This window comes from Vicinamibacterales bacterium (assembly GCA_036496585.1).
Taxonomy (GTDB): domain Bacteria; phylum Acidobacteriota; class Vicinamibacteria; order Vicinamibacterales; family 2-12-FULL-66-21; genus JAICSD01.
Map to the genome: position 1 here is coordinate 23,501 of DASXLB010000010.1, position 19,709 is coordinate 43,209.

At 68.7% G+C, this 19,709-nt stretch carries 13 protein-coding genes; 9 read left to right on the forward strand and 4 right to left on the reverse strand.

The features are described 5' to 3' along the window. Window positions 1–187: 187 nt before the first annotated feature. The 8 genes from VGI12_03130 (at window position 188) to VGI12_03165 (ending at window position 11,197) form a co-directional block, all read left to right on the forward strand. Window positions 188–2,998 (forward strand): PIG-L family deacetylase, encoded by a 2,811-nt coding sequence (locus VGI12_03130; GenBank protein ID HEY2431640.1) that lies wholly within the window; start codon window positions 188–190, stop codon window positions 2,996–2,998. Between the two features lie 121 nt (window positions 2,999–3,119). Then, window positions 3,120–3,668: a hypothetical protein gene (locus VGI12_03135; GenBank protein HEY2431641.1), complete on the forward strand. Its 549-nt coding sequence runs from the start codon at window positions 3,120–3,122 to the stop codon at window positions 3,666–3,668. Between the two features lie 22 nt (window positions 3,669–3,690). Next, a complete protein-coding gene (locus VGI12_03140) occupies window positions 3,691–4,680 on the forward strand; it encodes a VWA domain-containing protein (protein HEY2431642.1) in 990 nt (329 codons plus the stop codon). Window positions 4,681–4,733: 53 nt separating this feature from the next. Beyond that, window positions 4,734–5,750 carry an AAA family ATPase gene (locus VGI12_03145; protein ID HEY2431643.1) on the forward strand — a complete coding sequence of 339 codons (1,017 nt, stop codon included), beginning with the start codon at window positions 4,734–4,736 and terminating at the stop codon, window positions 5,748–5,750. Window positions 5,751–5,764: 14 nt separating this feature from the next. After that, window positions 5,765–6,625 (forward strand): DUF58 domain-containing protein, encoded by an 861-nt coding sequence (locus VGI12_03150; protein HEY2431644.1) that lies wholly within the window; start codon window positions 5,765–5,767, stop codon window positions 6,623–6,625. Continuing rightward, complete coding sequence (locus VGI12_03155) at window positions 6,622–7,605, forward strand: hypothetical protein (protein HEY2431645.1); 984 nt, start codon at window positions 6,622–6,624, stop codon at window positions 7,603–7,605. The genes VGI12_03150 and VGI12_03155 overlap by 4 nt, the downstream gene beginning before the upstream one ends. Window positions 7,606–7,619: 14 nt before the next feature. Beyond that, complete coding sequence (locus VGI12_03160) at window positions 7,620–8,603, forward strand: VWA domain-containing protein (GenBank protein HEY2431646.1); 984 nt, start codon at window positions 7,620–7,622, stop codon at window positions 8,601–8,603. Window positions 8,604–8,686: 83 nt separating this feature from the next. Beyond that, a complete protein-coding gene (locus VGI12_03165) occupies window positions 8,687–11,197 on the forward strand; it encodes an ABC transporter permease (GenBank protein ID HEY2431647.1) in 2,511 nt (836 codons plus the stop codon). A 54-nt stretch (window positions 11,198–11,251) separates the two neighbouring features. Here the strand turns inward: VGI12_03165 and VGI12_03170 are convergent, their stop codons facing one another. The 4 genes from VGI12_03170 to VGI12_03185 are packed head-to-tail and all read right to left on the reverse strand — an operon-like array spanning window position 11,252 to window position 17,034. Then, the gene (locus VGI12_03170) at window positions 11,252–14,284 is read right to left on the reverse strand and encodes an efflux RND transporter permease subunit (GenBank protein ID HEY2431648.1); all 3,033 of its coding nucleotides are present in this window, start codon (window positions 14,282–14,284) and stop codon (window positions 11,252–11,254) included. Further along, on the reverse strand, window positions 14,281–15,417 hold the full coding sequence (locus VGI12_03175; GenBank protein HEY2431649.1) for an efflux RND transporter periplasmic adaptor subunit: 1,137 nt from the start codon (window positions 15,415–15,417) through the stop codon (window positions 14,281–14,283). The genes VGI12_03170 and VGI12_03175 overlap by 4 nt, the downstream gene beginning before the upstream one ends. Next, window positions 15,414–16,625 (reverse strand): TolC family protein, encoded by a 1,212-nt coding sequence (locus VGI12_03180; protein ID HEY2431650.1) that lies wholly within the window; start codon window positions 16,623–16,625, stop codon window positions 15,414–15,416. Before VGI12_03180 ends, VGI12_03175 begins: the two co-directional genes overlap by 4 nt. Before the next feature lie 22 nt (window positions 16,626–16,647). Continuing rightward, window positions 16,648–17,034 (reverse strand): response regulator, encoded by a 387-nt coding sequence (locus tag VGI12_03185; GenBank protein HEY2431651.1) that lies wholly within the window; start codon window positions 17,032–17,034, stop codon window positions 16,648–16,650. A gap of 114 nt (window positions 17,035–17,148) precedes the next feature. Here VGI12_03185 and VGI12_03190 point away from each other — a divergent pair, with 114 nt between their 5' ends. After that, window positions 17,149–19,698 carry a TonB-dependent receptor gene (locus VGI12_03190; protein ID HEY2431652.1) on the forward strand — a complete coding sequence of 850 codons (2,550 nt, stop codon included), beginning with the start codon at window positions 17,149–17,151 and terminating at the stop codon, window positions 19,696–19,698. Window positions 19,699–19,709 lie beyond the last annotated feature (11 nt).

The window sequence follows — 19,709 nt, forward strand, 5'->3', positions numbered from 1 at the left end:
GGTGCTAAAGGTGCTGGTGCTAAGGGTGCGAAGGGTGCTGGTGCTAAGGGTGCGGGTGCTGCAAGCGCCAAAGCATCCTGGCACCGGCACGTTTAGCACCGGCACCTTTAGCACCAGCACCCTTCGCACCCTTAGCACCAGCACCCTCAGCACCCTTGGCACCTTTAGCACCCTTAGCACCTTGCTCATGACCCTCCTCCGCTCCTCCCTCCCTCTCGGTCTCGCCGCGGCGCTCGTCGCCGCGGCCGCTCCCAGCGCCCAGAACCGCATGGCGTACTCGGTCGTCTCGGCCGAGAGCGGCCATGTCGCGCTCGGCCTGGCCATCCGAAAGCTCAACGTCTCGGGGACGTTCATGCAGTCGGCGGCGCATCCAGACGACGAGCACAACCCGCTCTTCGCGCTCTACACGCACGGCAAGGGGCTGCGCTCGATCGATCTGCAGACCAACCGCGGCGAAGGCGGGCAGAACGAGATCGGGCCTGAGCTCTTCCGCGACATCGGCGTGCTCCGGACGTCGGAACTGCTCTCCGCGCACCGGATCGACGGCGCCGAGCAATACTTCACCCGCGCCATCGACTACGGCTACTCATTCAGCCCGCAGGAAGTCATCGACAAGTGGGGACACGAGCAGACCGTCGGCGACTTCGTCCGCCAGATCCGCACCTTCCGTCCGGACGTGTTCCTGACGATGAACATCCAGGGCGGCGGCGGCGACCGGGCGCACGAGGCAACGACGATCCTCGCCCGCGAGGCCTACAAGGCCGCCGGCGATCCCACGAAGTATCCCGAGCAGGTCAAGGAAGGCCTGCGCCCCTGGCAGCCGAGAAAGCTCTACTTCACCGGCGGCCGCGGCGTGATCGGCGGACGAGGCAACCGCGGAGGTCCGCCTCCGCAGGGGCCGCCGCAGACGGCTGCGGCGGGACAGCCGGCGGCGCCTGCGGGGCCGCGGCTGGCGCGGATCAACACCGGCGCCTATGACGAGCTGCTGGGCCGCACCTACGCCGACATCGGCGCCGACGCCCGCACCAATCACAAGTGCCAGGGCACCGGCGGCGTGCCGGCGATCCCCGGCGTCCAGTTCGGCGGCCGCGGGTTCGGCGGCGGGGGCGGTACCGCCAACTATCAGTTGATGGACACCACGATTCCCGGTCAGATGGAGAAGGACGAGACGTCGCTCTTCGACGGCATCGACGTCTCCCTCGCGGGCATCGCGACATACGCGGGCGCCAACCCGCCGGCCGCGCTCACGAGCGGGCTCGCGGCAATCTCGGAGCAGGCGGTACGCGCGCAACAGGCGTTCGACGGCGGCGACGACGCCGCCACCGCGGCGCCGATCGAGGCAGGGCTGACGGCGGTCCGCTCGCTGCGCGGGCAGCTCGCCTCGATGGGGCTCTCCGACGATGCGAAATACGAGATCGAGTTCCGCCTCGCGCAGAAAGAGCGGAACTACGAGGACGCGGTGATCGCGGCGCACGGCCTGACGTTCGAGGCGCTGGCCGACGACGGCCTGATCATCGCCGGGCAGCCGATCAAAGCGTCGTTCGTCACCATCAACCGGGGCGCCGCCGATGTCGCCGTCACGGCAGTGGACGTGGCCGGCTTCGCGGCTGCCGCCAGCTGCGCTCCCGGCCCGGCGGCGAAGAGCGGGTTCTACGGTTGCAACGCCGATCTGCAGGTGCCGAAGGACGTCAAGCCGACCGAGCCGTACTTCCACGACAACTATTGGAAGCACTCCGCGAACCTCGCGCGCAACGATTTCGATCCAAACGTGCCGTTCGGCATCGCGTTCGCGCCGTCGCCGTTCCGCGCGACCTACCACGTGAAGGCGGGGACGGTCGAGGTCACCAGGAACGTGCCGATTCAGTTCCGCTACACGAAGGACATCTATCTGGGCGACAAGCGCATGGAGCTCAGCGTCGTCCCGGCCTTCTCGGTGAAGGTGTCGCCGGGCCTGGCGGTGATTCCGGCGGCGAAGACCGCCGCAGAGGCGAAGGCCGTCGATCGTGAGATCTACGTCACCGTCACCAACGGCACCAAAGGACCGGCGAAAGCAGCCGTGACGCTGCGCCTGCCGGCGGGATGGCGCGTCGCCCCGGCGAGTGCGCCGATCGACTTCGCCCACGAGGACGAGGCGCTCTCGGCCCGCTTTCGGGTCACCGCGCCGGCGTCCGTGAAGATCGGCGAATATCCCGTCACCGCGGTCGTCACCTCGAGCGTCACCGGCGATCAGACGTTCAGCGACGGCTATCAGGAGATCGAGTATCCGCACGTGCAGCGGCGGCAGGTGATCAAGCCGGCGACGACGGCGGTGAAGGTCATCGACGTCAAGACGGCGCCGGGCCTGCACGTCGGCTACATCGTCGGCGTCGGCGATCAGGTGCCGCCGGCGATCGAGCAGCTCGGCGCGAAGCTGAGCCTCATCGACCGCGACGAGCTGGCGTGGGGCGACCTGTCGAAATACGACGTCATCATGACCGGCGTCCGCGCCTACGAGCGGCGCGACGATCTGCGGGCCTACAACAAGCGTCTGCTCGATTACGCCGAGCGCGGCGGCACCGTGCTGGTGCAGTACAACAAGATGGAGTTCAACCAGCAGCAGTACGGTCCGTTCCCGGCGCGCGTCAGCAACGAGCGGGTGTCGGACGAGACCGTGCCGGTCGACATCCTGCAGAAGGAAGATCCGGTCTTCACCCGTCCGAACCGGATCGGGCCGCAGGCGTGGAGCGGCTGGGTCCAGGAGCGCGGCTTGTACTTCCTCGGCGAGAAGGATCCGAAGTACACCGATCTGGTCTCGATGGTCGACTCGTTCGCCGACAACCCCGGCGTCAAGCTGGGGGCGCTGGTGGAGGGCAAGATCGGGAAGGGCCGGTGGATCTATATCGGGCTCGGCCTCTGGCGTCAGCTGCCGGCCGGCACCGACGGTGCGTATCAGCTGCTGGCCAACCTGCTGAGCCTGGGGAAGACACCCGAGGCGCCGGTGAAGATCGGTTCCCGGTAAGGTGTGACGAACCGTGGTGCGGACGTCCGCACCACGATCGTCGTCTCGCGATAGACTTACCGCTGCCGCGGCAGCGGTAACCCCGGCCTCTGCGATGACACGCGCGATAACCTCAACGATCGTGGTCCTGCTGCTTGCGGCAGGGCTCGCCCTCATCGGCTACTCCCGCTGGACGGCATCCGTCGCGGAGGGCGACGCGGCGCTGGCCGACGGACGGCTGGAGCAGGCGATCGCCGCCTACACGCTCGCCGAAGCGCGGTTCGACGCCGTTCCGGCCGTGCGGCAGCTGACGGTCGACGAGTACGCGCGGGTGCTCGCGAACCATCTCACCGCCCTCTACCGCCTGAAGCGCTTCGACCAGGTGATCGACCTCTCGCAGCGCGCCCCAGCCGCGGCGTCGCCGAGCTTCTGGGCCGCCAGCGCGTTCTTCCAGAAAGCGATGGTCGAACCGCAGCCCGACGCGCGCCTCGGGTGGCTCGGCCGCGCCGAAGACGAATTCCGCAAGGCCATCGAAGCGGCGCCCGACGACTGGGACACTAAGTACAACTTCGAGCTGACGACCCGGCTGGCGGCGGAGCTGCGCAAGGATCCGAAGACACCGCCGAAGCAGATGATGCAACTGCTCCGGCCGCCGCAGCCCGGCGTCAAGACGCCGCGGCGAGTCGGCTGATGAAGGGCAGAGCGGCCCGCTAGTGCGTTTTCTCCGGCCGGAATACGCTCCGTGGTGGCAGCTGCTGCCGCTGCTCGCGGCCTGCTGCACGGTGCGCGCGCTCTACGTCGCGCGGCAGCGCGGCCGTGCCGCGATTCCGCCGCGGTTCCTGGCGCTGTCGAGGCGTTCGACGTGGTGGCGGGACGCCGGCCTGGCGCTGCTCGCGCTGACCGCCGGCGGCGCGCTGGTGATGGCGCTGCTGCGTCCGCAGGCACAACTGACCACCACCCTGCCGCAGTTCGAGCGGGAAGACCTGGTGATCATGCTCGATCGGTCGGCGTCGATGCGCGCACACGACATCAGTCCGTCACGCTTTTCGCGCGCCACCGGCGAGATCCGCAACTTCCTGCGCAACAAGCCGGAGAACATCGATCGCGTCGGACTCGTCGGCTTCGCCGGCACGTCGGTGATCCTCTCGTACCTGACCCGCGATCTCGATACCGTTGCGTTCTATCTCGACTGGATCGAGAGCGACCCGCAGACGCTGCTCGGCACCAACATCGGCGCGGCGCTCAAGAATGCGCTCGAGGTTGCGCGGAAGGACGATCGGCGCACCCGCAAGATCTTCGTGCTGCTCTCGGACGGCGAAGACTATGGCGGCGAATTGAGCCGCCAGCTGGCCGTCTACCGACAGGAGGGGCATCACATCAACAGCATCGGCATCGGCTCCGACAACGAAGTGGCGGTGCCGGAGATCCAGCCGGACGGCAAGGAGGCGCCGCTCCGTGACGAGGCGGGCCGCATCGTGCGGACGCGCTTCGACGAAGCGACGCTGCGCACCCTGGCCTCCGTCTCCGGCGGCCGTTACCTGCGATCCCGCACCGGCGGCGATCTGACGCGGGCGCTGCAGGAGATCGAGCAGGGCGAGCGGCGACTGGTCGGCTGGCGCACGACGACGGAGTATCGCGATCTGTATCCGTTTGCGCTGGCCGCGGCGGCGGTCGCGATCGCCGGGCTGTGGTTGGTCCTGTGATCACGCGCGCGAGCGTGTAGGGGCGTCTGAGGAGCGAAGCCGCTCAGAGGGAAATGGAACACGATCAGTTGAATGCGCGGGCCGCCGGTGAGATCGTCGCGGCACTGGAACAGGAGATCGGCAAGGTCATCGTCGGCCAGCACACGCTGATCCGCCGCATGCTGACGGCGCTGTTTGCCGCGATTCCGTTCGCCGCCTCGCGCGGCAAGGCTCGCACGGGCTGCGGCCACCTGCTGCTCGAGGGGGTCCCCGGTGTGGCCAAGACGCTCACCGCGACCACGCTGGCGCAGGCGATCTCGGCGAAGTTCCAGCGCGTGCAGTTGACGCCGGACCTGCTGCCGGCCGACATCCTGGGCACCCGAATCTACGACGCCAGGACCGCGTCGTTCCGCATCGAGCAGGGCCCGGTGTTCACCAACATCCTGCTGGCCGACGAAATCAACCGCGCGACGCCGAAGACGCAGAGTGCGCTGCTCGAGGCGATGCAGGAGCGGCAGGTGACCCTGGCGGACACGACGTTCCCGCTCGACGATCCGTTCTGGGTGCTCGCGACGCAGAACCCGGTCGAGCAGGAAGGCGTCTATACGCTGCCGGAAGCACAGCTCGACCGGTTTTCGATGATGCTCCGCGTCGGCTATCCCGAGGCGGCCGAAGAGGTGCAGATGCTGCAATCGCGGCTCGCCACCACCACCATCGAGCGCCGCGTGTCGCCGTCGGACGTCAATGTGCTGCGCGAGTTCATCCAGGCGACGGTCTACGTCGACGACAAGATCCTCGACTACATCGTCCGTCTCGGCCGCGCGACCCGCGACCCGGGCGAGGCAGGGCGCGGCGAGCTGAAGGAGATGCTCATGCTCGGCATCTCGCCGCGTTCCTATCAGCACCTGCTGGCGCTATGCCGGGTCAACGCGTTCCTGAACGGCCGCAGTCACGTGCTGCCTGGCGACGTCAAGGAGATCTTCTGCGACGTGACGCGCCACCGGATCGTCCGGACCGTTCGGGCGCAGGCCGAAGGAGTGGATGCCGACGCGATCCTGGCGGACCTGCTGTCGGCGGTGCCGATCCCATGATTCCCGAGCACGTCATGCGCGAGCTCCGCTACATCGAGGTGGAGACGGGACGGAAGATCCGCAACCAGCGGGTCGGCGCCTACCAGAGTCCGCTGCGGGGGCCAGGTTTCGACTTCGACGAGCATCAGCCGTACCGGCCGGGCGACGACGTGCGGCGGATCGACTGGAATGTGACGGCGCGGCTCGGAGCGCCGTTCGTGCGGCACACGCATGCCGAGCGCGAGATGAACGTGATGGTGGTGATGGACGTCTCGCGATCGATGTCGCTCGGTTCGAGCGCCTACTCCAAGCGAGAGGCGCTCACCTACATCACCGGTTCGATTCTCTTCTCGGCGATCTCGGACCAGATCAACACCGGCTTCATGGCCTTCTCGGATCGGGTGCTGTTCGCGACCAGGCCGAAGCGGACGCGCGGCGCCGCCTGGAACGTGCTGCAGCAGGCGTGGGCTCTCGAGCCGGCGTCGCGACGGACGCTGATGATTCCCGCGATCCGCGAGCTGTCGAGGTCGTTGAAGCGGATGAGCGTCGTGTTCATCGTCTCCGACTTCGTCACCGACGACGCCGTGCTGGAGAGCCCGGAGATCGCACAGCTCGCCGCGCGTCACGATCTCATCGCCGTCGTCCCGGACGACCGTGCCGAGCGGTCGCTGCCGCCAGGCGCCGGCTACGTCCAGCTGCGCGACATCGAGTCGGGGCGGCGCGTCACGGTTGGCCTGAGCGGCGCCGCGCGGTCCGAATTCGCGGCTACGGCGTCGGCGCGGCGCGCGGCGCTGGCGCGGTCGTTCTATCGCGTGCCGATGGATCACGTGTTCGTGCCGACCGACGCCAGCCCGGTTCTGCCGGTGCTGTCGCTCTTTGCCAGGAGGAAGGCGTGAAGCGGACTGCCGCGACCCTGTTGTGTGCGGCGTCGATGGCCGTGCTGATCACGGAGCCGGCGCGGGGCCAGTCGGCGGCGCCGGCGCAGGTGCCCGCGCCACGCGCGGCCGCGGCGGTAGATCGAACGGCCGTCTGGATTGCGGACCGCGTCGTCTACAGCGTCGAGATCGTGTGTGCTCCCGGCGTCGACATCCTGCTCGACGATCTGGCCAAGGAGAAGCTGCGGCTCAACGGCCTCGAGGTCGTGTCGAGCGACAGCTCGGCGGCGACCGACGCCTCGGATCGAACGACGCACCGGTTCCGCTACGTGCTGACGACCTACCGCGTCGACACGCCGGCCCCGGCGATCGAGCCGATCGCGGTGCGCTACTACGCGCGGCGGCAGGGGGAGCGCCTGCAGGACATCGCTCCGGCGGGGGAGGTTCAGGTGCCGGGGGCGGTGCTGGCCTTCCGAAGCACGCTGCCCGAGAACCAGCCAGACGTCGCGGTCCGCGACGGCCGGCCCCCGGCGCCGCGCCGTGTGCTCTATGGCCGCGCGGCGCAGTTCGGCGTGGCGCTCGTCGTGCTCTCGCTCGCGCCGGCGCTCGTGGTCTTAGCCGCTGCTCTGCGCCGCCGGACCGCTGCGCGGCCGGCGCGCCGTTCGACGCGGCAGATCAAGCAGGATCAGCGCGCCACGCTCGAGCGGCTGCGGACCATGGATGTGTCGACGGAGGCTGACCGCCGGCGCGCCTGTGACGAGATCAGCGCGGCGATTCGCGGTTACGTCGCATCGCACGCGCGCATGTCGGCGCCGGCGTTGACCGCCGACGAAATTGGCGCGGCTCTGGCGGCACGCGGCGGGCGCCTCCCGAGGGAGACGGTGGTGTCGCTGCTGCGGACCTGCGACGAGGCGCGCTATCAGCCGGCCTCGGCGGTGTTGTCGGAGGCGGCCTGCCGGGATGCGCTGGCGACGGCCGAGCAGGTGCTCTCGGGACGCTGACGCCAGACGTCATCATGCGGTTTCTCTATCCCGGCGCAGGCATCTGGCTCGCCGCGGCGTTCTCGGTCGTCGCGCTGATGAGATGGCGCGTACGGTGGCGGTTCGCTGCCTTCACCGCGACGGCGCCCCTGAGTCGCTTCCGCCACCGCGCGTCGCCGCTGCGGCGCTTGCCATTTGCCGCGCTGGCGGTAGCCGCCGCCTGCGCGAGCCTGGCGGTGATGCAGCCGGTGATTCCGTACTCGCAGGCCGATCTGCAGTCGCGCGGCCTCGACATCGTCCTGCTGATCGATTTGTCCTCGAGCATGCAGGAGGAGATGGGGTCGGGGCAGCACCCGAATCTACCAATCGAGCCGACCGGCCGCACGCGGATGGACGCCGTCAAGGGGGCGGTGCGGACGTTCGTCAGCACCCGCCGCGACGATCGGATCGGGTTGGTGGTCTTTTCCGACAACGCCTACGTCATCAGTCCTCTGACCTTCGACCACGAGTACCTGCTGCATTACGTCGATCTGATCGACGACAAGATCCTGCAGGGCGAAGGGCAGACCGCGATTGGCGACGGCCTGGCGCTGTCGAACTACGTGCTGTCGCGGCAGGCGACGAAAGACTCGCGTGGGCACCAGGTGATCGTGCTGTTCACCGACGGCGAGAATAACCGCGGACGCGAGCCGGTCGACGTCCTGCAGGAGTCCAGGGCGGCCGACATCCGCGTCCACATGGTCGGCGTCGACCTCGAGCGCGACGTGAAGGAGAAGCCGGCGGTGCAGATGCTGATCGCGGCGATCGCCGACGCGGGCGGGCGGTATTTCAGCGCCGACTCGGAGCGGGATCTGCAGGCCGCCTCCCGCACCATCGATCAGATCGAGAAGGGGCTGCTCGTCAGTCACGTCTACGTCCGCGACGTGCCGGTCTACGAGTGGTTCGCCGTGCCGGCGCTGGTCGCGCTCGCCGCCGCGCTCGCGCTGCGCGCCGTGCCGTATTTCATCGATCAAACGTGATTTCCGGCCCGAATGGGCCGCAGACGCCGGTCCCGCAACCGATGGGATGAACTGCGGGACCGCTGTGTCGTCTAAGTCAGATCATGCCCGACACGCTCCTCCGCGACATCCGGATCGGCCTTCGTGTGCTGGTGAAGGAACGCTCCTTCTGCGCGCTGGCGGTGCTTGTCCTGGCGCTTGGGATCAGCGCTGTGACGACCATGTTCGGTGTCGTCAACGGCGTCATGCTGCGCGGGTTTTCGTTCCCCAACGCCGAGCGGCTCGTCAGCCTCAACTTCATCGACCCCTCGACGGCCACGTTCTTCGGAGTCAACGGCCAGGTCTCGTCGATGGACTTCGACGAACTGCGCCCGGGGCAGCGCTCGTACGACGCGCTGGCCGCCTATCTGAACGGCTCGACCGTCAACGTCACCGTCAACGGCCACCCGCAGCGGTACACGGGCGCCTACGTGACGGAGGACTTTCTCCGGATCCTCGGCGTGTCGCCGATGATGGGCCGCGATTTCACCGGCGCCGACAACCAGCCGAATGCCGGCAAGGTGGCAATCATCGGCTACGGCATCTGGCAGCGCGACTTCGGCGGCGCCGCCGACATCGTCGGCAAGGGCGTCCGGATCAACGGCAAACCGGCGACCGTGATCGGCGTCATGGGAAAGGGCTTCGCTTTCCCGACCAACGAAGAGATCTGGATTCCGCTCTACAGCGAGTTCCCGCCCAAGCAGCGCAACGATCCGGCAGCGGTGAATCCGTCGGTGCTGGCGCTGCTCAAGTCGGACGTCTCGCTCGACCAGGCGAACGCGGAGGCGACGACGCTCGCCCGGCGCTTCGCCGCCGCGTATCCCGAAACCAACAAGTCGTTCAACACCGGCCAGGTGCAGCCGCTCCTCAACGTCTTCACGGGCGCGGCGCTGCGCGGCACGATGTGGACGATGCTGGGCTTCTGCGTCGGCGTGCTGCTCATCGCCTGCGTCAACGTGATGAACATGCAGTTCGCGCGGGCGACGCTGCGGGCCAAGGAGCTGGCGGTGCGCTCGTCGCTCGGCGCCTCGCGCGGGCGCATCGTCCGGCAGATGTTGACCGAGAGCCTGCTGATCGCGGGGATCGGCGCCGTCGTCGGGGTAGCGCTGGCCTACGGCGCGACCGACTGGCTCGGCGCCACCGTCCGGAATCTCGACAATCCGCCGCCGTCGTGGATTACGTTCGACATCGACCGCAGGGTGCTCGCCTTTACCGTGCTCTCGACGCTGGCGGCGGCGGTCGTCTCAGGCCTGTTGCCGGCGCTGCTGTCGTCCCGCGCCAACGCCGTTGAGGTGCTGCGCGACGCCGGCCGCGGAAACACGAGCCGCAGCGTCTCGCTGCTGTCCCGCGGGCTGGTGGTCTTCCAGATCGTGGTGACCTGCGTGCTGCTCGTCGGGTCGCTGCTGCAGATGCGGTCGATCACCAAGCAGCAGACGATCGACTACGGCTACGACACGTCGGGACTGCTCTCGGCGCGGATGGGCCTGATGGAAGGAGACTACCCGACGCCCGAGTCGCGCCAGATCTTCTACGAGCGGCTGGTCCGGCACTTCGAGGCGGACCCGCAGGTGGAGGCGGTCGGGCTCACGAACCGGTTCCGCATGGTGTTCGCGGGCAACGGCCCGATCGAGATCGAGGGCCGGACCTATCGTGAGAACCGCGATCGTCCAAACGCCAATTTCGAGCAGGTGAGCAGTGGTTTCTTCAGCGTGACCGGGCAGAAGCTGCTCGAGGGGCGCACCTTCACGCGGGACGATCTCGACGCACGGGAGCCTGTCGCCATCGTCAATGCCGCGTTCGCGCACAAACACTTCGGCAACGAAAGCCCGCTCGGGCGCCACTTCCGGACCGTCGCCGGCAACGGCCGCCAGTTCGGTCCCTGGCGCGCGATCGTCGGCGTGGTCACGACGATCCGCATGCTTGGACCGTTCAACAATCCCGGCGTGGACGAGACCGGTTTCTACGTGCCCTTCTATGCCAATCCGTTCGGACCGGTGCAGCCGGGGCCTTTCGTTGCCCAGTTCGCGACGATCGTGCTCAAGCCGCGCGGCGGGCAGCGTGCCGACGGCCTGGCGACGCACCTGCGCCGCGAGATCGCGGGCGTCGACGCCAACCTACCGCTTTACTTCGTCGGTACGCCCCAGACGCAGATCGCGGGATTCGTGGGCCAGAACCGGATCATCGCGATGATGTTCACGACGTTCGGCGCGGTGGCGATGCTGCTGGCCGCGGTCGGGATGTACGGAGTCATGTCGTTCTCGGTCAACCAGCGGCGGCAGGAGTTCGGCGTGCGGATGGCGCTCGGGGCGCATTACACGCGCATCCTGCAGATGGTGCTGCGTCAGGGGGCCGTTCAGCTCGCCGTCGGGCTCGCGCTCGGGCTCGGCGCCGCGTTCGCGCTTGCCACGGCGCTTGGCTCCGCCGTGCAGAACATCCTCTTCGGCGTGAGCGCTCACGATCCGCTGACCTTCGGTTCGGTGACCGCGCTCGTGACTCTCGTGTCGCTGGTGGCGACCCTCGTTCCGGCGCAGCGGGCGACGCGCGTCGATCCGATGATCGCGTTGAGAGCCGAGTGAGAGCCGACGCGCCCTCGCCACTCGTCTGAGCGACGAAAAGCCGAGGCCCCGCCGCTACGCCGCGCGCGACAGCGCCCGATACGCCAGCGGCACGAGATAGAGCGTCACGAACGTCGATAAGGTCAGGCCGCCGATCACTGCAATGGCCAGCGGCCGCTGCAGCTCGGCGCCGGCGCCCAGTCCCAGCGCCAGCGGCAGCAGGCCGAAGAGCGTGCACAACGTCGTCATCAGAATCGGCCGCAGCCGCACTCGTCCGGCGATCTCGAGCGATTCGGTGAACGGACGTCCCTCGTCGCGCAGGCGGTGGGCGTAGTCGATGAGCACGATGCCGTTCTTCACCACGAGCCCGACCAGCAGAATCAAACCCATCGCCGACGAGACATTGAGCACGGTACCGGTGAGCAGCAGCAGCGCGAACGCGCCGCCGAGCGACAGTGGCGCGGCGAGCAGGATCAGCACGGCCGGCAGGAAGCGGCGGAACTGCACGACGAGGATGACGAAGACCAGCGACGCCGCGATCGCGAACACGGTCAGCAGCTCCCGGAACGACTGCCGCTGCGCCTCGTACTGGCCGCCGACTTCCGTGCTGTAGCCGACCGGCAGCGTGAGCGTCGTGAGCTTCTGCTTGATCTCGGCCACGGCGCTGCCGAGGTCGCGGTCTTCGAGGCGGCCGGTGACGAGCGCCATCTGCCGCAGGTTCTCGCGGTCGAGGATGAGTTCCCCTTCAGTGGTCGTCGGCTGTGCCAGCGCGCTGAGCGGCGCGGCCCGTCCGTCGTCGGCGCGAATCGTCGTCGTCGCCATCCGCGCCGGATCGAGGCGATAAAGGTCCGGGTAGCGCACCCGGACGGGGATGGTTCGATCGGACAGGCGCAGTTCGGTCTTGACGTCCCCCAGCCACGCGTCGCTGAGCTGCTCCGACGCCTGAGTGATCGACAGCCCCAGGCGCCCGAGCGCGGCGCGATCGAACTGCCACGTTGTCTCCGGGTTGCCGCGGCGCACCCCGACCACGTCAACGACACCCTTGGTGCCTTCGACCATCTTCTCGATCTGCTCGGAGATGTCGGCGAGCGTGTCGGGATCGTCGCCGAACACCTTCACCTCGACGGGTTCGGCCGCCCCCTCGAGATCGCCGAGCATGTCCTGCAACAGCTGCACGAACTCGATGTCGAACGCCGGCACGGTCTCGGTCAGCTTGCCGCGGAGCTCCTCGATTACCTGGTCAGCCGATCGGCGCGATTTCGGCGGCTTGAGGCGGACGAGGATGTCCCCCTTGGTCTGCTCCGTCGCGAACAGCCCCAGCTCGGTGCCGGTCCGTCGCGTGTAGGCCGCGATGTCTGGCGTGTCGTGCAGGATCGCCTCGATCTTCTTCACGTCCTTGTCGATTTCGTCGAGGGCGGTGCCGGCCGGGGCGTTGTAGTCGATGACGAAGCCCCCCTCGTCGGCCTCTGGCAGGAAGCCGGTGCCGAGCCGCATGAAGAGGAGACCGCCTGCGATGGCGAGCACCAGCGCGACGACGAGCCCGAGCGCGGGCCGGTGCATCGTCGAATCGAGCGTCCGGGAGTACGTGCGCTCGAGCAGGCCGGCTTCGTGTGCGGGCGGCTTCTCCGCCGTGCCCGAGCGGCGGCGCGCCGCGATGCGGGCCAGCAGCGGGATCAGCGTCAGGGCCTGCACGAGCGAAATGAGCACCGCCGCGGCAAGCGTGATCGACAGGGACTTGAAGAACTGGCCGACCACGCCCGACAGCATGCCGAGCGGCAGGAACACCACGACGGTCGTCAGTGTCGATCCAACGACCGGCGCCATGATTTCCTGCATCGCCAGGCCCACCGACGCGGCCGGCTGCTCGCCGCGATCGAGGTGCCGGTAGATGTTCTCGACAACGACCACCGCGTCGTCGATGACCAGCCCGATGGCGACCGCGAGGCCGCCCATCGACATGACGTTGATCGTCTGCCCGACCCAGCGCATGACCAGGAACGTCGTCATGATCGTCAGCGGCAGCGTCACCGAGGCGACGAACGTCAGCCGCCAGTCCTGCAGGAACACCAGCAGCACGATGACCGCGAGAACCGCACCGATCAGGATGGCGTCGCGGACGTTGACGATCGCCTCGGTGACGAACTCGGCGAGGTCGTAGGTCTTCGAGATCGTCAGCCCGCTCGGCAGCGACTTGGCGAGATCGTTGAGCACGGTCTCGACGCCGGCGCGCACGTCGAGGATGTTGGCGCCAATCTGCTGCGAGATGCTGATATTGGCGGCGACCTTGCCGTCGCCGCTGACCAGCGACATGCGGTCGGGTGCGCCGCGCTCGACCGTCGCGACGTCGGCGACGCGGATCGTCGTGCCCCCCTTGACCACCAGGGGTGTGGCGGGAATGTCTTCGATCCCTTTCCACATGCCAGAGGCGAGGACGAGATGGAGGAGCCCGCCCTGTGCGTAGCGTCCGACCGGCGCGAGGGCGTTGGCCGCCTGCAGCGAGTCGGCGACGTTGCCGATCGTCAGGCCGGCAGCGGTCAAGCGGGCGGGATCGGCGATCACCTCGATTTCCGGCTGATCGCTCGAGAGGACCTCGACGTTGCCGACGCCGGGCACGCGCGACAGCGCCGGCCGCATCACGTAGAAGCCGTAATCGTAGAGATCCGCGGCCGGCAGGCCGCCGGTGAGGTTCACGCTCAGGAATGGAAACGCCGAGGGCGTCAGACGATCGACCGTGAGATCGAGGTCGGGCGGCAACGACGATCGGGCCTCGGCGATGCGGCCCTGCGCCTGCTGCAGCGCCAGCACCATGTCGGTCGCCGGGTCGAACTGCGCCGAGATCTCGGTCGAGCCGCGGAAGGTCTTCGAGCGGACGCGGCGGATGCCAGGCACTTCGAGCAGCGCCTGTTCGATGGGCCGCGTCACCGTCAGCATCATCGTCTTGGCGGGCAGGCTGCCGGCGTGGCCGATCACGGCGACGCGCGGAAAGACCAGCGGGGGATAGATGTCGCTCGGCAGCTGGAAGGCGGAATACAGGCCGGCAGCAGCCAGCAGGCCGGTGATGACGACAATCGCGCGCCCGTAGCGCTCGACGAAGGCCGCGAGGTTCATTTCCCCTTCTCGTCCTTCTTGTCGTCCTTCTTGTCGTCGCCTTTCTTGTCGTCGTCTTTCGCGCCGGCCAATGCGATGTCGCCGCCGTCGGGCAGCTCCTGCTGTCCCTTGACGATCACGGCGTCGCCCGCCTTGAGGCCTGCCGTCACCTCGACCTGCGTTGGTGTGGTCAACCCTGTGGTGATCTTTCGCTTGTGCGCCTTCTTGTCGGCCCCGGCGACCATGACGTACGAGTCGTCATCCTCGTGGAGCACGGCCTCGACCGGCACGACGAGCACGTCCTGGCGCTGCTCGGCGACGATCTCGACGCGCACCGGCGTGCCAGCCGCCAGCTTCGTCGCGGTGACGAACGAGATGCGGACGTCGGCGGAGACGCCGGTCGGATCCACCACGGCGGGGCGGCTCAGCACCTTGCCCGCTTCCGGGTCGTCGGCGCCCGGCACGGCGATTTGCACCGGGCGGCCGATCTGGACGCGCGCCAGATCGGCGATCGCGACCGACGCCACGACCTGCAGCTTGTTCGGATCGATGACGCGGAGGATGACGTCGCTGGTGGAGGCGTCGACGATGTCGCCTGGATTGTGGGCGCGCCTGGCGATGACGCCAGGAAACGTGGCGCGCACGACCGTCCGCGCTTCGATCGCGCCGGCGTTCTGCAGCGCGGCTTGTGCCTGCCCAACCGCGGCTTGTGCTTCGGCGAAGTCGCGCTGCGCGTCCTCGAGCTCCTTCTGCGCCGCGACCCCATGTTGGACCAGCGTCGTCAGGCGCGTGACCGAAGCCTGCGCGTTCTGGACGTGGGCTTCCGCGGTTGCCACCTCGCCTCGCCGTGTCGCGACATCGGTGTGGAGCGACGGAATGTCGAATCGCACGAGCAGGTCGCCCGTCTGGACGCGGTCGCCTTCGGCTTTCGGCATCTCGGCGATGCGGCCGTGCTCGGGGGCGGTAATCGTCCAGTCGGCGCCCGGAGCGGCGGCGACGACGCCCGTGGCCGAGACGACGCCTGCGAGCGTCTGCGGCGCGAGCGTCACGGTCGTGACCGGCGCGGCCGCCTTCGTCTCGACTTGTTCGACGGCCGGTTTCGTGCAGCTCCAGAAGAGCAGCGCAGGAGCGATGACGAGGGCGGTCGTTCTCATTTGATCGGCGTTCCCATCGCGCGTTCGAGATCGGCCAGCGCGTGCTGATAGTCGAGTCCGGCCTGCAGCGCGCGCTGGCGCACGTCGCGCGCCGCCTGGACGGTCTGCAGGTAGGCCGGCAGGCCGGTCTGGCCGGCGCGGTACGACTCGTCGGCCATCTGTTCCACCTGCTGCGAGGCGGGCAGGATCTCGCTCAGATAGCGATCGACGGTTCGCTTGGCGGCGGCGGCACGGCTGAGCGCCGAGGCGACGGCGCCGGTGATGGCGGCGATCCGCGCGTCGCGATCCGCTTCGGCGCGGTGGACGGTGGCGTCGGCCGCGGCGACGTCGGCTTTCCCGGTCGTGAAGATCGGCAGCGCGACGTTGGCTCCAAGCCGCCAGCCAGTGGTGAATTCGCCTGGGGCGTCGTAGGTGAGTGCGCCCATGACCGAGGGATCTGGACGGCGCATCGCGCGGGTCAGGCTGGCGCGCGCGCGGGCCTCCTCGATCTGGGTCTGCAGCACGTGCAGCTCGGCGTTGCCGGCGAGCGTCTGCTGCGTCGCCGCCTCGAGCGTCGGCAGCGGCGCCGACTCCAGCGGCTCGGTGAGCGCGGGGACGGCGTCGAGCGGGTAGGCGAGCAGCGCATTCAGCTCGGCGCGCGCCGCCGTGGCGTCTCCCTGTGCGGCGCCGACCTCGTTGCTCGCCTGCGCCAGCGTCAGGCCGGCCTGCAGGGCCTCCAGCCGCGGCGCCGCGCCGGTCTGGAACCGTTCCTGCGCGGCATCGCGCGCGCGCGTGGCGAGCTGTTCGAGCTGCTGGGCGATGGTGATGCGGCGTTCGGCGGCGACTGCCTCGAAGTAGGCGCGGCGGACGTCGGCACGCAGGTCCGCATTGATGCGCGCGGTCTCCGCGTCGGTCACGGCGAGCGTCGCATTGGCCAGGTCGAGGCGGCGTTGCCGCTTGCCCGAGATCTCGAGCGGCAGCGTTCCGGTGAACGCCCAGTGTGGCGTCTCCTTGTCGTACTCGAACGCGAGATCGGGGTTCGGGCGCTGGCGGGCCACGTCGAGCCCGGCGACGTCGATGGCCCGAGCCGCCCGAGCCGCCACCGCGGCCGGGCTGGCGTCCGCGGCGCGCGCCAGCGCGTCCGCCAGGGACAGTGCGGCGGCCGGCGCCGGCGCTTGTCCCTGAAGAACCGCCGCCGACAGGAACCCGACCACGGCGACGAGCGGCATCCTCACCGGACGTCCGCTCCGATCACTTTCCGCGCAGGGCGCGGCGGATCTCTTCGATCATCAATTGCGGGGCATCGTTCTCTGGCGTCAGCGTCACCATCGGGATGTCGCCGAGCGCAGGGTCGGTCGCCATGTGCGCGCGCAGCGCCGCCTCGTCCTTGAGCCGCGCCACGATCAGGGTGGGGTGCAGGGACGTCATCACCTTGACCGCTTCGTCGACCGAGTGGGCCGGAGCCACGGCGAAGCGTAAACGGGCGAGGATCGCCACGCAGCGCGCCCCGCTGTTCGCGTCGTCGTCTGCCACCAGCACCAGGGGCGCGTAGCCCTGCAAGTCTTCCGGCCGCCGTCCGCCGCGCGGGTTGTCTCGCCGGTCGGAGTGACGCCGGCGTTCGAGAGATGTGTCGCTCATTCGGGCGAATCTTACTACGCGGCATGGGTCTCCATCCTCTCCACCGGCCAATGAACGTATGATGACAGCCGACGTTCACTACGCTGTCATGTCCGCTGCGGCATAGTTTTGGCGATGCCGCACCCGGTTACCCTGATCGCTGCGCTCCTGATCAGTGTCGCCGGGCTCTCTGGTCAACCGGACGGCACCCTCCGGGGCGTGGTCCGTGACCAGACCGGCGCCGTCCTCCCCAACGCCGCCGTCGAGCTGCTCGACGCGGCCGGGGCGACCGTCGCCACCGCTTCCACTGACGCCGCCGGCGCCTTCCGGTTCGACCGGTTGCCGCGCGCCTCCTACGTCGTTCGCGCGCGCTTCGAGGGATTCAAGCCCGGTGCCGTCCAGGCGCGCTTGGGGGGCACCCGTCCGCCCGCCCCGCTGGCGATCACTCTCGAGCTGGCCTCGGTGCCCCAGGAAGTCTCCGTCAACGCCGGCGACGATGTGATTGCCGCCTCCGCCGCCAGGAATCGCGACGCGGTCGGCGTGACGGACTCGGACATCCGCGACATCCCCGTCTTCGACCGCGACGTCGTCGCGACGCTGTCGCGCTTTCTGGACGCGTCGTCGCTCGGTAGCGGCGGCGCGACGCTCGTCGTCGACGGCATGGAGGCACGCACCATCGGCGTTTCGCCGTCGGCCATCCAGTCGATCAAGATCAACCAGGATCCGTACTCGTCGGAGTTTCCGCGTCCCGGCCGCGGCCGGATCGAGGTGGTGACCAAGGCCGGCGCCGACGCCTATCACGGGTCGTTCGACTTCACGTTCCGCGACTCGGCGCTCAACGCGCGCGACCCGTTCGCGCCGACGACGCCGCCCGAGCAGCGGCGCATCTATGAAGGCGTGCTGGGCGGCCCCGTGGCCGACGGTAGGCACAGCTCGTTCCTGTTCACCATTGAGCGCCGCGCGCTCGACCTGCAGTCGATCGTCTACGCGGCGGGACCCGCCGGCTTGATCAACCAGATCGTCGCCGCCCCCACGACCGGCACTGAAGTGTCGGGATCGCTCAATCATCAGCAGGGCAAGAACAACACGTTCTTCGCGCGGGTCACCGCCGAGGTGAACGACGGTCGCAATCAAAGCGTCGGCGGCACGACGCTCGCCGAGGCCGGCACCAACGACCACGGCGACGAAGAGCAGGTGATTATCGGCGCACGTTCGATCATCACACCGCGGCTGCTGAACGAGTTCCGGTGGCTGCTTGGCCGCGAGATCACCTCGACCGCCAGCCTCAATCCCGCGGCGCGGATCACGGTGCTCGATGCCTTCACCGGCGGCGGCGCCCAGGCGGACCAGAGCACGTCGGAGTATCACTTCAACCTCACCGAAAGCCTGACGTATCTGCACGGCCGGCATCTCATCAAGGGGGGCTTCGCCATTCCCGATTTCAGCCGCCGCGGCTACGACGATCGAACCAATCGGACCGGGACGTTCACGTTCTCGAGCCTCGACGACTACAGCCGAGGCGTGCCGCTGTCGTTCGTGCAGCAGCGCGGCGACGGCAACCTGGCGTTCCTGCAGAAGGTGTTCGGGGCATTCGTCCAGGATCAAATCACGGTCGGCGACCGCTTCTCCGTGACGCCGGGCCTGCGCTACGACTGGCAGAACATATTTACCGACAACAACAACGTCGCGCCGCGCCTGTCGGCGGCTCTTGCCCTGGACAAGAAGACGGCCCTGCGCGGCGGCGCCGGCATCTTCTACGACCGCGCCGGCGACAGCGCCATCCACGAGGTGCTGCGCTCGCGCGAGAACCGGCTGCAGCGCTACATCATCGTCGACCCCGCCTACCCTGATCCGTTCGCGGGCGTCAGCGCCGACGGGACGCCGCCGAGCATCGTCACGCTCGCGCCGGGCCTCCGCACGCCCTACACCGTTCAGTTCGGTGGCGGCGTCGAGCGGCAGCTGCGCAAGGGCAGCAGCCTCGCCGTCACCTATCTCGGGTCGCGCGGCGTGGACTTGTTCCGCTCGCGTGACGTCAACGCGCCGCCGCCGCCGTCGTATCTGGCGCGGCCGGATCCGTCGCTCGGCCAGGTGCGCCAGATCGAATCGACCGGGCGGCAGACGGTGCACTCGCTGCAGGTCCTGGCCAGCGGACGCCTGCTGCCGCGGCTGCAGGGCAACCTGCAGTACACGTTCTCGTCGGCCCACAACGACACCAGCGGCATCAACGCGCTGCCGGCGAACAACTACGATCTCCCCGGCGAATACGGCCGCGCCGATTTCGATCAGCGGCATCACCTGGAAGGCCTGCTCCAGGTCAAGGGCGGCGACTGGCTGCATCTCGGCATCGCCGTCTCGCTGCTCTCGGGGCGTCCGTACTCGCTGCGCACCGGGACCGATCCGTTCAGCACCGGCCAGACCAACGCGCGGCCGTCCGGCGTCGGCCGCAACACGCTCGACGGACCGGGCTACGCATCGGTCGACGTCAAGTGGACGCGCGAGTTCGCGCTGACCGGGAAGAAGGGGGACGACGCGCCGGCCTGGTCGGTCGGCGTCTCCGCCTTCAACATCCTCAACCACGTCAACTACGTCGGCTACGTCGGCACCCTGACGTCGCCGCTGTTCGGCCAGCCGATCGCCGCGCAGCCGCCGCGCCGCATTCAACTGTCAGCGGAATTCCACTTCTGAGCAGAGGAGCA